This window comes from Streptomyces sp. NPDC058308, from assembly GCF_042880275.1.
Lineage (GTDB): Bacteria > Actinomycetota > Actinomycetes > Streptomycetales > Streptomycetaceae > Streptomyces.
This window is the reverse complement of the sequence record NZ_JBHVZA010000001.1, coordinates 575946-588988: the sequence shown is the minus strand read 5'-3', so window position 1 is coordinate 588988 and position 13043 is coordinate 575946. Positions and strand designations below refer to the sequence as shown.

The window sequence follows — 13043 nt, the reverse complement described above, 5'->3', positions numbered from 1 at the left end:
GACGTGACCGGGCGGCGGGCGATGCATGATCGGAGGCATGCTCGTCGAGTCCCTGTCCGTCGCCGCCCTGGCCGTGGTGCTCATCTGCGCCGTCGTCCGGCCCTTCCGCTGGCCGGAGGCCGCCTTCGCCGTGCCCGCCGCCGGTGTCGTGATCGCGTCCGGGGCGATCCCGCTCGACGGCGTACGGGACGAGGCCGCGCGGCTCGGCCCGGTGATCGGCTTCCTCGCGGGCGTCCTGGTCCTCGCCAGGCTCTGCGCCGACGAAGGGCTCTTCCACGCCTGCGGCACCTGGATGGCGCGCCGGGCCGCGGGCCGCCCCCGCCGGCTGCTCGGCGCCGTCTTCGCGCTCGCCTCGGTGATCACCGCGGCCCTGAGCCTGGACGCCACCGTCGTCCTGCTGACCCCGGTCGTCTTCGCCACGGCCGCACGCATGGGCGCCCGGCCCGCGCCGCACGTCTACGCGAGCGCCCACCTCTCCAACACCGCGTCCCTCCTGCTGCCGGTCTCGAACCTGACGAACCTCCTCGCCTTCACCGCGACCGGCCTGAGCTTCACCCGGTTCGCGCTGCTCATGACGTTGCCCTGGCTGGTCGCCATCGCGGTCGAGTACGCCGTCTTCCGGCGGTTCTTCGCCGCCGACCTCGACGCCCCCTCGGAGGGCGCCGAGGCCGCGGAGCCGCCGGAGATGCCGCTGTTCGCCCTGGTGACCGTCGCGGTCACGCTCGCCGGGTTCGCGGTGGCCTCCACCGTCGGCGTCGACCCCGCCTGGGCCGCCGCGGCCGGGGCGGCCGTCCTCGCGGTCCGCTCGCTCGTACGCCGTCGTACGACACCGGTGGCAATCCTGCGCTCCGCCTCCCTGCCGTTCCTGGCCTTCGTCCTCGCCCTCGGCATCGTCGTCAGGGCCGTCGTCGACAACGGCCTGGGCGACGCGCTGGGGCGGGTCCTGCCGGACGGCACCGCGCTGCCCGCGCTGCTCGCCACCGCCGCCGTCGCCGCGCTGCTCGCCAACCTGATCAACAACCTGCCGGCCGTGCTCGCCCTGGTCCCGCTGGCGGCACCGTCCGGCCCCGGCGCCGTCCTCGCCGTCCTGCTCGGCGTGAACATCGGACCCAACCTCACCTACGCCGGTTCCCTCGCCACCCTCCTGTGGCGCCGCATCGCCCACCAGCACGACCACGACGTGCACCTCGGGCGCTTCACCCGCCTCGGGCTCCTCACCACTCCCGCCGCCCTCGTCCTGTCGACGCTCGCGCTGTGGATCTCGCTTGGGCTCCTGCCGGGCTGACCAAGCCGCCGACCAGGGACCCGATTTGGGAGGCCGGTAGGCCGGGTGGTTGGCTTTCCACGAAGCCCCCGAGAAACACACATGCTGGAGGAAGTGCAATGGCGCAGGTCGAAGCGGTCGCGGAGCGGATCATCACGGCAAAGCCGGACGACGTCTTCGACGCGCTTGCCGACTACAACGGCACGCGCGAGAAGCTCCTTTCGGAGCACTTCAGCGAGTACGAGGTGCGCGAGGGCGGCGACGGCCAGGGCACCCTCGTCCACTGGAAGCTCCAGGCCACCAGCAAGCGGATCCGCGACTGTCTCCTCGACGTCAGCGAGCCCACCGACGGCGAGCTGGTCGAGAAGGACCGCAACTCCTCCATGGTCACGACCTGGACGGTGACCCCCGCGGGCGAGGGCAAGTCCCGCGTGGTCGTCACCACCGTGTGGAACGGCGCGGGCGGCATCGGCGGCTTCTTCGAGAAGACGTTCGCGCCCAAGGGCCTCGGACGCATCTACGACAGCGTGCTCGGCAACCTCGCCGCCGAGGTCGAGAAGTAGGACCCGAGAGGGGCGGGCGGCCGCGGTCGCCCGCCCAACTCCCGCATAACCCATCAGGGTTGCTCTCACGCTCACCGTTTCGAGTGGTTTTCCGTCCGGCTCCGTTGTACGCCGTAGGGCTCCTACCGGCGCTTACACCCGCCAGGCCCCCGCGAGGGCGACTCGTCGCGCTTGCTCGCTGTTGTCGCGTAATGCGAGAAATGGGCGGCGCAGGCGCGACGAGGGGAGCAGGATGTGGGCGGGACGACGCTGGTGAAGGTCGCCGGACAGGACGAGCGGAGCAGGCGGCTCGACCGGGACGAGCGGCACCGCGCCGAGGGCAACGCGCCCCCGGCGCAGGACGACCGGGGACGCGGCCAGGGCCCGCCGGCGGCTCCGGACCCGGCGGGCCACGGGCTCAGCCCCAGCCGCGTCCGGATGGTCTTCGTCGGCCTGATGCTCGCCCTGCTGCTCGCCGCACTGGAGCAGATGATCGTCGCCACCGCGCTCCCGAAGATCGTCGGCGAGCTGCACGGCCTCGACAAGATGTCCTGGGCGATCACCGCCTACCTGCTCACCTCCACCATCGGGCTGCCCGTCTACGGCAAGCTCGGCGACCTCTTCGGGCGCAAGGGCGTCTTCCAGTTCGCCATCGTCGTCTTCGTCATCGGCTCGGCGCTCGCCGGCTGGTCGCGGACGATGGACCAGCTCATCGCCTTCCGTGCGCTCCAGGGCGCCGGTGCGGGCGGCCTGATGATCGGCGTCCAGGCGATCATCGCGGACATCGTGCCGCCCCGGCAGCGCGGCCGCTACATGGGCCTGATCGGCGCCGCGTTCGGCCTCGCCTCGGTCGCGGGCCCGCTGCTCGGCGGCTTCTTCACCGACCACGTCTCCTGGCGCTGGTGCTTCTACTTCAACGTGCCCTTCGGCCTGGTCACCCTCCTCGTCGTCACGGTCGTCCTGAAGCTGCCCAAGCCCACCGCGCGGGCCCGGCTCGACGTGCTCGGCGCGCTTCTGCTCGCCGCCGCCTCCACCTGCCTCGTGCTGCTGACCAGTTGGGGCGGTACCGAGTACGAGTGGGGCGACCGCGTGATCCTCGGGCTCGGCGCCGGGGCCGTCGTGGCGAGCGTGCTCTTCCTGATCGCCGAGAAGTACGCCGCAGAACCGATCATTCCGCTTCGCTTCTTCCGTGATCCGGTCTTCAACATCACCTCTCTGGTGGGGATGGTCGTCGGAATCGCCCTCTTCGGAGCGGCCAGTTATCTGCCGACCTTCCTGCAGATGGTCGACGGCGCCAGCGCCACCGAGTCCGGCCTCCTGATGCTGCCGATGATGGGTGGCATCGTCGGCGCGTCGATCGTCTCCGGGCAGCTCATCAGCCACACCGGGCGTTACAAGATCTACCCGATCGCCGGCGGCGTCCTGTCCGTCGTCGGCATGTGGCTGCTCTCGCGGCTCGAAGCCGACACCTCCCGGCTGCAGTACAGCATCTGGATGGCCGTCCTCGGCGCGGGCATCGGCCTGGTCATGCCGGTCCTGGTCCTCGCCGTGCAGAACGCGGTACGCCCCGCCGACCTGGGCACCGCCACCAGCGCCAACAACTACTTCCGGCAGATCGGCGGCAGCGTGGGCGCCGCGATCTTCGGCACGCTCTTCGCCGACCGGCTCGCCGACGCGCTGCGGGACCGGATCCCCGCCGGTGCGGGCCGGTCCCTGCCCGACGCCGAGTCCATCACCCCCCAGCTCGTCCACACGCTGCCCGCGCCGCTGCGCGACGGCTACATCCGGGCCTACGCCGACGCGATGCCGCGGATCTTCCTCTATTTGGTGCCGGTGCTCGTTCTCGGCATGCTGCTCGCCTTCTTCCTCAAGGAGACCCCCCTGTTGTCCAGCGCCGCCACCCCCAACGCAACCGCCGCCGAGCCCACGCCCGTACCCCGGGCCCGCACGGCGTCGTACACCGCCGGAGTCCCGGTCTGCGGCACCGTGCAGCACCCCGACGGCACCGTGGTGCCCCGCGCGGCCCTCACCCTCATCGACGTGGGCGGGCAGCAGATCGGGCGCGGCGCGAGCGGAGAGGACGGCCGGTACGCGCTGGCCACGCCGGGCACCGGCTCCTTCGTGCTCATCGCTGCCGCCGGCGGACACCAGCCCCAGGCCGTCACCGTCACCGTCGGCGAGCGGCCCGTCGAGCTCGACGTGGTCCTCGGCGGGGCGGGACGCCTCGCCGGGACCGTGGTGACCGCCGACGGCACCCCCGTCAGGGACGCCGCCGTCACCCTCACCGACGTCCGCGGCGAGGTCGTCGCCACCACCCGCAGCGGGCGCGAAGGCAGCTACGTCATCACGGAGTTGGTGGCAGGCGAGTACACGCTCGCGGCGAGCGCCCCCGCGTTCCGCCCCGCCGCGCTGCCCGTCAGCGTGCAGGCCTCCCGCGAGACCCGCCAGGACGTGGAGCTCGCGGGCGGCGCCGTGCTGCGCGGCACCGTGCGGGCCAGCGGTGGACGGACCGTCGAGGACGCGCGCGTGACCCTGCTCGACGCGGCGGGGAACGTCGTCGACACCCTGACCACCGGAGCGGACGGCACCTTCCGCTTCGTCGACCTGTCCTCCGGCGAGTACACCGTCATCGCGGCGGGTTACCCGCCGGTCGCCACCGTCCTCCAGGTCGCGGGCGGCGGCCGCACGGAGCGGGACCTCCAGCTCGGCCACGAGGACTGAGCGAGTCCGGCCCAGGGGGGCGTGCGCCGGTGGCCCGGTCCTGCCGGGCAATTCCCGCAATGCCCGGCACGGCAACCCGCGGCGGCCGTACGGTGGTTGGTGGCGGCCCAGATCTTGCGCTGCCGCGGGAAGGAGCATGGGCCATGGAACAAGGCACTCCAGGCGAGCCGGTGACGCAGAGTGCCGCGTCCGGGCGCATCCCCCTCGCCGTGGTCGTGGTCGACGGCGCGGGCCTCGTCTCGCACTGGAGCGTCGGCGCGCGCCGCCTCTTCGGGTACGCCAAGGAGGAGGCCGTAGGCCGTCCGGTGGGCGATCTGCTCCCGGTGCACGGGGCGATCCAGGAGGACCGCGAGCCGTACGGCGCGTACGACGACGGGCTCGGACCCGACCTGGAGACCTCCCTCGACGGACGCATCTCCTACCCCGCGGCGGGGCGCGCCAGGCTGACCGGGCCGGGCGACACCGGCGAGCGCGCCAGAGTCGACGTGCTGTGGTGGGCGTATCCGCTGGTCGGCCCCGGCCCCGAGCGGCTCCTCGTGCTCGCCGCCGACGCCGCGCGGCTGACCGCGTCCGTGGCGCCGGAGGGTGAGCGGGAGGAGAACGACGAACAGGTCGAGCGCATCGCGCCCGGCTTCGCGCTGCACACCGACTTCCCCGGCGCGGACGAACTCGCGGCCAGGCTCCCCGAGATCCTGCCGAGCATGAGCGTGGGCGAAAGTGCCCGGATCGTCTCCCAGGTCCTCGAACTGGGCTACCCCGTCCTTGAGTTCAGCCGCCATGACCGGGTGCCCGTCACCCCGGACTGGGGCGTCGCCCGCCGGGCCGAGCGCAAGGAGCGCAGACAGCGCGCCGCGCGGGACGCCGCGGCCGGCCTGCCGCCGGCTCCGGGCGCGGTGGACGACGAGGCCGAGGACCTGGAGTACGCGGCGGTGCGCGAGCACCTCGAATTCCTCAACGAGGTCAGCGGGCGCATCGGCTCCTCGCTCGACCTGGCGCGGACGATCGTGGAGGTCAGCAAGGCGGTCGTACCGCGCTTCACGGACGTCGCGGGCACCTATCTGCGCGAGCAGGTCGTCGCGGGCGAGGGGTTCCCCGAGGGCGTGCCGGACGAGACCACCATGTGGCACCGGGTCGCTCTGGAGCACACCGACGAGCCGGGGCGCTGGGACGACGTGGTGCCGGTCGGGGAGTCCATGCCCTTCCCCGTGCACACTCCGTTCTTCCAGTGCATGACCTCGGGCGACCCGGTGCTCGTACCGCGCATCTCCGAGGAGATGGGCAACGCCATCGCCTCCCAGTTCGAGAAGCGCGACATCCGCCCGCTCATCAACCACCGCTCGATGCTCGTCGTGCCCCTGAAGGCGCGCAATGTGGTGCTCGGCTTCATGATCCTGCTCCGGCACCGGGAGCGGCCCGTCTTCAATGACATGGACCGCGTCACCGGCGCCGAACTGGCCGCCCGCGCGGGCCTCGTGCTCGACAACGCCCGCATGTACACCTACCAGGAGAGCGTCGCCGACACCCTCCAGGACAGCATGCTGCCGCACATCCAGCCCCGGATGTCCGGCTGCGACATCGCGACCCGCTATCTGCCCGGCACGCTCCTCGGCCGGGTCGGCGGTGACTGGTTCGACTCCGTCAAACTGCCCGGTTCCAGGACCGCGCTCGTCGTCGGCGACGTGATGGGCCACGGACTCAACTCCGCCGCCATGATGGGCCAGTTGCGTACGGCCGTGCAGACCATGGCCGCCCTCGACCTGCCGCCGGAGCAGCTCCTGCGCAACCTCGACGACCTCGCGCAGCGCCTCGGCGAGCACTATCTGGCGACGTGCCTGTACGCGGTCTACGACCCGATCGCGAGCGAGCTGCACCTCGCCAACGCCGGGCACATCCCACCCGTACTCGTCCGCGCCGAGGACGGCCGCAGCGAACTCCTCGACCTGCCCACGGGCGCGCCCATCGGCGTCGGCGGCGTGCCCTTCGAGTCGGTCGTGGTGCGGGTGGCGCCCGGCGACCGGCTGCTGATGTGCACCGACGGCCTCGTCGAGGTGCGCGGCGAGGACATCGGCGTCGGCCTCGCCACGCTCACCGAGTCCGCCGCGCACCCCGCCGCCTCCATGGACGACGCCTGCGACACGATCATCCGCGCGCTCAACACGCGGGGCGGCCGCAAGGACGACGTGGCGCTCCTGATGGCCAGGCTCAACGGCATCGCGGCACAGGACGTCGCGCACCAGCGGCTCGCGGTCGACCCCAGTGAGGTGGGCAGGGCCCGCGAGCTGGTCCGCGCCCAACTGCGGGCGTGGTCCCTGCAGTCCCTGAGCGACACCGCCGAACTGCTCGTCGACGAGCTCGTCACCAACGTCGTGCGCCACTCCCGCAGCAGCCGGGTCGACGTGCGCCTGGTCCGCTCCGGCGTGCTCCTGTGCGAGGTCGAGGACGACGACCAGACACTGCCGACGCTGCTCAGCGCGGGCCCCGGCGACGAGTTCGGGCGCGGCCTGCGCGTGGTCAGCGCCCTGGCGAAGGAGTGGGGCACGAGCCGGACGCGGCAGGGCAAGACGGTGTGGTTCGAACTGAGCCTGCCACGGCGCTAAGAGCCTGTCTTTGAACCCCCGCCTGCGCCCCGCCGGGCGCGCGCCCGGCGGTCCCGCCTCGATTGACCGGTGAAGGAAATGCGCGGGTGCCTTGTCCGCGTGCCCGGGGCGCGGTAGACCGATCTTGTCGCCGGCTTCGGCGGCTTTCGTCGCACCCCGGGGAGCACGGACATGAGCGTCACGAGCCGGTACAGGGAGGCCTGGGAGGGCTTCTGGCGGGAGGCACCCGACGAGCCCGGAGCGGTCTTCTGGGACGCCGAACCCGCCCTCACGGCAGGGCTCCATCTCGCGCTCTTCGAACCGCACATGAGCGCGGCAGGCCTGCCCCTCGTCGACCTCGGCTGCGGCAACGGCACCCAGACCCGCTTCTTCGCCGACCGCTTCCCGCGCGTCCTGGGCGTCGACCTGTCGGCGGCCGCCCTCGACCACGCCCGGCGCGCGGACCCGGCGGGGCAGGTCGACTTCCGTCAGCTCGACGTGGCCGCGACGAGCGAGGCGGCGCAGCTGCACGCGGAAGTCGGCGACGTGAACATCTACATGAGGGGCGTCCTGCACCAGTGCGATGCCGCCGACCGGCAGCCGCTGCTCGACAGCATCGCCACACTGCTCGGCGACCGGGGCCGCGCCTTCCTCGTCGAACTCTCGGAGGCGGCGCGCCCCGTCCTGATGGGCCTGGTGCAGAGCCCCGCGGGACCGCCGCCGAAGCTGGCCCCGGTCTTCGCGCACGGCCTCGCCCCGGCCGAGGCCGTCGACGCCGCGGTGGACGAGGGGGTCGAAGCGGCCGGGCTCACGATTCTCGCGGGCGCCGATCTCCCGCTGGCGTCAACGGAGTTCACGCCGGACGGCGCGCGCATCGAACTTCCGGCGCGGTGGCTGGTGGTGGGGCGCGCGGCCTGACCGGGGCTCCGCCCCACGCCGTCACACGGCCGGGGGTGGCGGCCGGACGTCGAGGAGGGCGAGGAAGGCGGCGGCCGCGGGCGACGGGGTGAACCTGCTCCATACCAGGCGCTCCACCCGTACGGGGCCGTCGCGGACCGGCACGCTCCGCAGGCCGGGCAGTTCGGCGGCGAAGGGAGCGGGCAGCAGGGCGATGCCCAGTCCGTGGCGGACCAGCCGGGCCATCAGCTCGACGCCGGCCTCGAAGGCGACCTCGCGCCGCAGCCCGGCCGCCGCGAACGCCTCGTCCGACTGGGCGCGGGCGACGGTGCCGTCGGCGAAGTCCACGAACACCTCCTCGGCGAGGCGGGGGAGGCCCACCTCGTCCTCCCCCGCCAGGGGGTGGTCCGGGGCGACCACGGCGACGTGCCGCCCGTGGGCGAGTTCCCGGTCGTGGACGCCCTGCGGGCGGAACCCGGGCTGCACGCCGAGGAACGCCGCGTCCAGAGCGCCGTCGCGCACCTGCTCCACGAGCCGCTCGCTGGAGGCGGTCCGCAGGCTGATCCGCACCCGGGGGTAGCGCAGGCGGTAGTCCCGCAGCACCGCGGGGAGGTCGACGGCCGTGACCGTCGGGATCGATCCGACGGTCAGCCTGCCCCGGATCTCGCCGGTGGCGGCCGCCACCTCGGCCCGGGCCCGCTCGGCTGCTTCCAGGGCCTGACGTGCGGCGGGCAGGAACGCCTCACCGGCGGCGGTCACCCGCACCCGGCGGCTGGTCCGCTCGAACAGCCGGGCGCCCAGCTCCTTCTCCAGCCGGGCCACCTGGTGGCTGAGCGCGGACTGGACGACGTGGCACCGCTCGGCGGCGCGGGTGAAGCTCGCGGTCTCCGCCACCGCGACGACGTACCGCATCTGCTGGAGGTCCATTGATCCATCGTGAAACACGATGGATCACATGACAAGCATGTGTTGGACCGATGGATGGCTGCTCGGCGATGCTGAACCCACCGGCCAACGGCCACCACCGGCGCCGCAGGCGCCCCGAAGTCACGGAGACCCCCATGCGTGTGATCGCCTTCGACCACCTCGTCCTGAACGTCGCCGACATCGAGCGCTCGCTGGCCTTCTACACGGGCCCGCTCGGCCTCGAACCGGTACGGGTGGAGGAGTGGCGGGCGGGCAAGGTCCCCTTCCCGTCCGTGCGGGTCAGTCCCACCACCATCATCGACCTCATCACGGGGCCCGACGGAGAGCGGCAGGGCTCCAACGTCGACCACATCTGCCTGGTCGTCGAGCCGCTCGACTGGCAGCAGGTCATCGACTCCGGCGTCTTCACGGTGGTGGACGGCCCGGGGGAGCGGTTCGGGGCCCGGGGCACCGCACTCTCCCTCTACGTGCAGGACCCCGACGGCAACACCATCGAGCTGCGCTGGTACCCGCAGGATTCCTGAGCGGGCTCAACTCCCCGTATCGCCATAGGAGTTCGACGGCACTTCTTTTGTCAGAAGCGTTGACGGACTCCGGGCGCCCTCTTAGCTTCTACGCGTCGTACTTCGTACGTCATATATGAGACGTGATACGCGATACGTGAGATCTGAGGGTGCCCATGACGTCCGCGCCGACCCCGATCCCCTCGCGCACGCAGTTCGTGCTCGAAGCGATCAAACATCGCATCCTCACCGGGGAGTTGAGGCCGGGCCAGCCGCTGGTCGAGACGGAGCTCGCCGGGGAGTTCGGGGTCTCCAAGACACCTGTGCGCGAGGCCCTCAAGACCCTGGCGGGCACCGGGCTCGTCTCGATGAGCCAGTACAAGGGCGCCGCGGTGCGCACCGTCGACGCGGCCATGGCGCGCGAGGTGTACGACGTGCGGCTGCTCCTGGAGCCCGAGGCGCTGCGCCGCACCGTCCGGCGCGGCGCGCCGCTCGCCGCCGCGCGCGACGCCCTGGACCGGGCCGACGCCGCCGAGGACGCGGCCGAACGCTCCCTTGCCAACCGGGAGTTCCACCGCGCGCTGTACTCCGCCTGCGGCAACCCGCTCCTCGGCCGCCTCCTCGACGAGGTGCGGGACCAGGCGGCGCTCGTCTCCGCCGTCGCCTGGGCGGCCGACCCGTCCTGGGCCCGCGAGGCGGGAGAGCACCAGGAGATCCTGCGGCTCGCCGCCGCCGGGGACGCGGACGGCGCGGCCGGGGCGCTGCACCGCCACATCGCGTCGTTCGTGGAGCGTGCCTTTCCCGCACGGGTGGACCGTACGGCCATGGGGGGCGGTCCCAAGTGACGTACGAGGCACAGCGTTCCGCACTCGCCGACGTGGTGGCGATCCCGGTGACCCCCTTCGCCGAGGACGGCTCGGTCGACCACGGCGTCCACCGCGCACTGCTGCGCAGGCAGCTCGACGCCGGGGTGCGCACCCTCACGCCGAACGGCAACACGGGGGAGTTCTACGCCCTCACCCCGCAGGAGCGCCGCGCCGTCGTCGAGACGACCGTCGAGGAGGCGGCGGGGCGCGCCGCGGTCCTCGTAGGGATCGGCCACGACGTGCCCACCGCGGTGGCCGCCGCCCGGCACGCGGAAGCGGTCGGCGCCGCCATGGTGATGGTGCATCAGCCCGTGCACCCCTACGTGTCCGACGCGGGCTGGGTCGACTACCACCGGGCGGTCGCACAGGCCGTGCCGGCGCTCGGCGTCGTCCCCTATGTGCGGGACGCGGCGCTGCCCGGCGCCCGCCTCGCCGAACTCGCCGACGCCTGCCCGAACGTCATCGGCGTCAAGTACGCCGTGCCGGACGCGGCGCGCTTCGCCGGGTTCGCCCGCGACGCGGGGCTCGGGCGGTTCGTCTGGATCGCCGGGCTCGCCGAGCCCTACGCCCCCGCGTACTTTTCGGCGGGCGCCACCGGGTTCACCTCCGGCCTGGTGAACGTCGCCCCGCGGCTCTCGCTGCGCATGATCGAAGCGCTTCGACTCGGCGACTACCCGGCCGCCATGGACGTATGGGAGCGGATCCGCCGCTTCGAGGAGCTGCGGGCGGCCGACGGCTCCGCCCACAACGTCACCGTCGTCAAGGAGGCGCTCGCCGCGCTCGGCCTGTGCCGCCGCGACGTGCGCGCCCCGAGCGGCCCGCTGCCGGAGGCCCAGCGGGCCGAGGTGGCCCGCATCGTCGCGGGGTGGGCCGTATGAGCGGGGCGGCCCAAGTGGGCGGCGTCGAGGGGGAGTCGGCTGCGCGGGCGCCGCGCGAGCTGCGCAGCGGCCAGTGGTACGGGGACAGCGTCTCGGCCGGACTGCGGTCGTTCAGCCACCGCGCCCGCACCCGCCAGCTCGGCTATCTCCCCGAGGAGCACCTGGGCAAGCCGGTCATCGCCGTCCTCAACACCTGGTCCGACATCAACCCCTGCCACTCCCACCTGCGCGAACGCGCCCAGGCCGTGAAGCGCGGGGTGTGGCAGGCGGGCGGCTTCCCCCTCGAATTCCCGGTCGCCACCCTCAGCGAGACCTTCCAGAAGCCGACCCCCATGCTCTACCGGAACCTCCTCGCCATGGAGACCGAGGAGCTGCTGCGCTCCTACCCCGTCGACGGTGCCGTACTGCTCGGCGGCTGCGACAAGACGACGCCCGCGCTGCTCATGGGCGCCGCGAGCGTCGACCTGCCGGCCGTCTTCGTGCCCGCGGGACCCATGCTGCCGGGCCACTGGCGCGGCGAGAGGCTCGGCTCGGGCACGGACATGTGGAAGTACTGGGACGACCACGCCGCCGGACTCATCGGCGACTGCGAGCTGACCGAGCTGGAGAGCGGTCTGGCCCGTTCCCCCGGCCACTGCATGACCATGGGCACCGCCTCGACGCTCACCGCCGCGGCGGAGGCGCTCGGAGTGACCCTGCCCGGCGCCTCGTCCGTGCCCGCCGTCGACTCCGGGCACGACCGGATGGCCGCCGCGTCGGGTCTGCGCATCGTCGAACTCGTCCGCCAGGACCTGCGGTTGTCGCGGATCCTCACACCGGACGCCTTCGAGGACGCCGTCACCGCCGTCCTCGGGCTCGGCGGCTCCACCAACGCCGTCATCCACCTCATCGCGCTGGCCGGGCGCGCCGGAGTGAAGCTCACCCTGGACGACTTCGACCGGATCGCCCGCACCGTGCCCGTGCTCGCCAACGTCCGGCCGGGCGGCCGCACCTACCTGATGGAGGACTTCCACTTCGCGGGCGGGCTGCCCGGCTTCCTGTCGCGGATCACCGACCTGCTGCACCTGGACCGCCCCACCGTCGCGCACGCCACCCTGCGCGAGCAGCTGGCCGGTGCCCGGGTCCACCACGACGACGTGATCCGCCCGCGCGGCAATCCGGTCGCCGGGGAGGGTGGTGTCGCCGTGCTGCGCGGCAACCTCTGCCCGGACGGCGCCGTCATCAAGCACATCGCCGCCGACCCGCGCCTGCTCCGGCACACCGGCCCCGCCGTCGTCTTCGACGACTACCGCACGATGCAGCGCACCATCCACGACCCGGCCCTCGGCATCACGCCCGATCACGTCCTCGTGCTGCGCGGCGCGGGCCCCAAGGGCGGCCCCGGCATGCCCGAGTACGGAATGCTGCCCCTGCCCGACTACCTGCTGAAGCAGGGCGTACGGGACATGGTGCGGATCTCCGACGCGCGGATGAGCGGCACCTCGTACGGCACGTGCGTGCTGCACGTCGCGCCCGAGTCACATGTGGGCGGTCCGCTCGCCCTGGTGCGCACCGGCGATCCCATCACGCTCGACGTAGCCCGCCGCACGCTCGAACTCGGCGTGTCCGACGAGGAGTTGGCGCGCCGTCGCAGCGCCTGGTCGCCGCCGCCCGTCCGCTACGAGCGGGGCTACGGCGCCCTCTACGCCGAGCAGATCACCCAGGCCGACACGGGGTGCGACTTCGCGTTCCTCGCCAGGCCCGGCGCCGTACCGGACCCCTACGCGGGCTGAACTCCGGCACCGGCCGGAGGGGTACGCCCCGCCTTGCCCGATATCTCGAACACCGTACGCGAAGCGCTTCACCCGTACGCCTGCGTCCGCTTCACCC

Annotated in this window: 10 protein-coding genes; 9 read left to right on the top strand and 1 reads right to left on the bottom strand. The window is 72.9% G+C overall.

All coding sequences use genetic code 11. The features are described from left to right. Positions 1-37 precede the first annotated feature (37 nt). The 5 genes from ACFVYL_RS02280 (at position 38) to ACFVYL_RS02260 (ending at position 8021) form a co-directional block, all read left to right on the top strand. Positions 38-1285 carry an SLC13 family permease gene (locus ACFVYL_RS02280; protein ID WP_389712381.1) on the top strand — a complete coding sequence of 416 codons (1248 nt, stop codon included), beginning with the start codon at positions 38-40 and terminating at the stop codon, positions 1283-1285. A 98-nt stretch (positions 1286-1383) separates the two neighbouring features. Beyond that, positions 1384-1827, top strand: a complete 444-nt coding sequence (locus tag ACFVYL_RS02275) for an SRPBCC family protein (protein WP_389712380.1) — start codon at positions 1384-1386, stop codon at positions 1825-1827. Between the two features lie 234 nt (positions 1828-2061). Next, entirely contained in the window at positions 2062-4527 is a 2466-nt protein-coding gene (locus tag ACFVYL_RS02270) for an MFS transporter (RefSeq protein WP_389712379.1), read from the top strand. A gap of 143 nt (positions 4528-4670) precedes the next feature. After that, positions 4671-7124: a SpoIIE family protein phosphatase gene (locus tag ACFVYL_RS02265; protein WP_389712378.1), complete on the top strand. Its 2454-nt coding sequence runs from the start codon at positions 4671-4673 to the stop codon at positions 7122-7124. Between the two features lie 171 nt (positions 7125-7295). Beyond that, the gene (locus ACFVYL_RS02260; protein WP_389712377.1) at positions 7296-8021 is read left to right on the top strand and encodes a class I SAM-dependent methyltransferase; all 726 of its coding nucleotides are present in this window, start codon (positions 7296-7298) and stop codon (positions 8019-8021) included. Between the two features lie 21 nt (positions 8022-8042). Here the strand turns inward: ACFVYL_RS02260 and ACFVYL_RS02255 are convergent, their stop codons facing one another. Next, the gene (locus ACFVYL_RS02255; protein WP_389712376.1) at positions 8043-8927 is read right to left on the bottom strand and encodes a LysR family transcriptional regulator; all 885 of its coding nucleotides are present in this window, start codon (positions 8925-8927) and stop codon (positions 8043-8045) included. Between the two features lie 134 nt (positions 8928-9061). Here ACFVYL_RS02255 and ACFVYL_RS02250 point away from each other — a divergent pair, with 134 nt between their 5' ends. The 4 genes from ACFVYL_RS02250 to araD all read left to right on the top strand — a co-directional run bounded on the left by ACFVYL_RS02250 (position 9062) and on the right by araD (position 12946). Beyond that, positions 9062-9451 (top strand): VOC family protein, encoded by a 390-nt coding sequence (locus ACFVYL_RS02250; RefSeq protein WP_389712456.1) that lies wholly within the window; start codon positions 9062-9064, stop codon positions 9449-9451. Positions 9452-9606: 155 nt separating this feature from the next. Next, positions 9607-10275 (top strand): GntR family transcriptional regulator, encoded by a 669-nt coding sequence (locus ACFVYL_RS02245; RefSeq protein ID WP_389712375.1) that lies wholly within the window; start codon positions 9607-9609, stop codon positions 10273-10275. Further along, positions 10272-11174, top strand: a complete 903-nt coding sequence (locus ACFVYL_RS02240) for a dihydrodipicolinate synthase family protein (RefSeq protein ID WP_389712374.1) — start codon at positions 10272-10274, stop codon at positions 11172-11174. The genes ACFVYL_RS02245 and ACFVYL_RS02240 overlap by 4 nt, the downstream gene beginning before the upstream one ends. Then, on the top strand, positions 11171-12946 hold the full coding sequence (gene araD / locus ACFVYL_RS02235; RefSeq protein ID WP_389712373.1) for an L-arabinonate dehydratase: 1776 nt from the start codon (positions 11171-11173) through the stop codon (positions 12944-12946). Before ACFVYL_RS02240 ends, araD begins: the two co-directional genes overlap by 4 nt. The last annotated feature ends 97 nt before the right edge of the window (positions 12947-13043 follow it).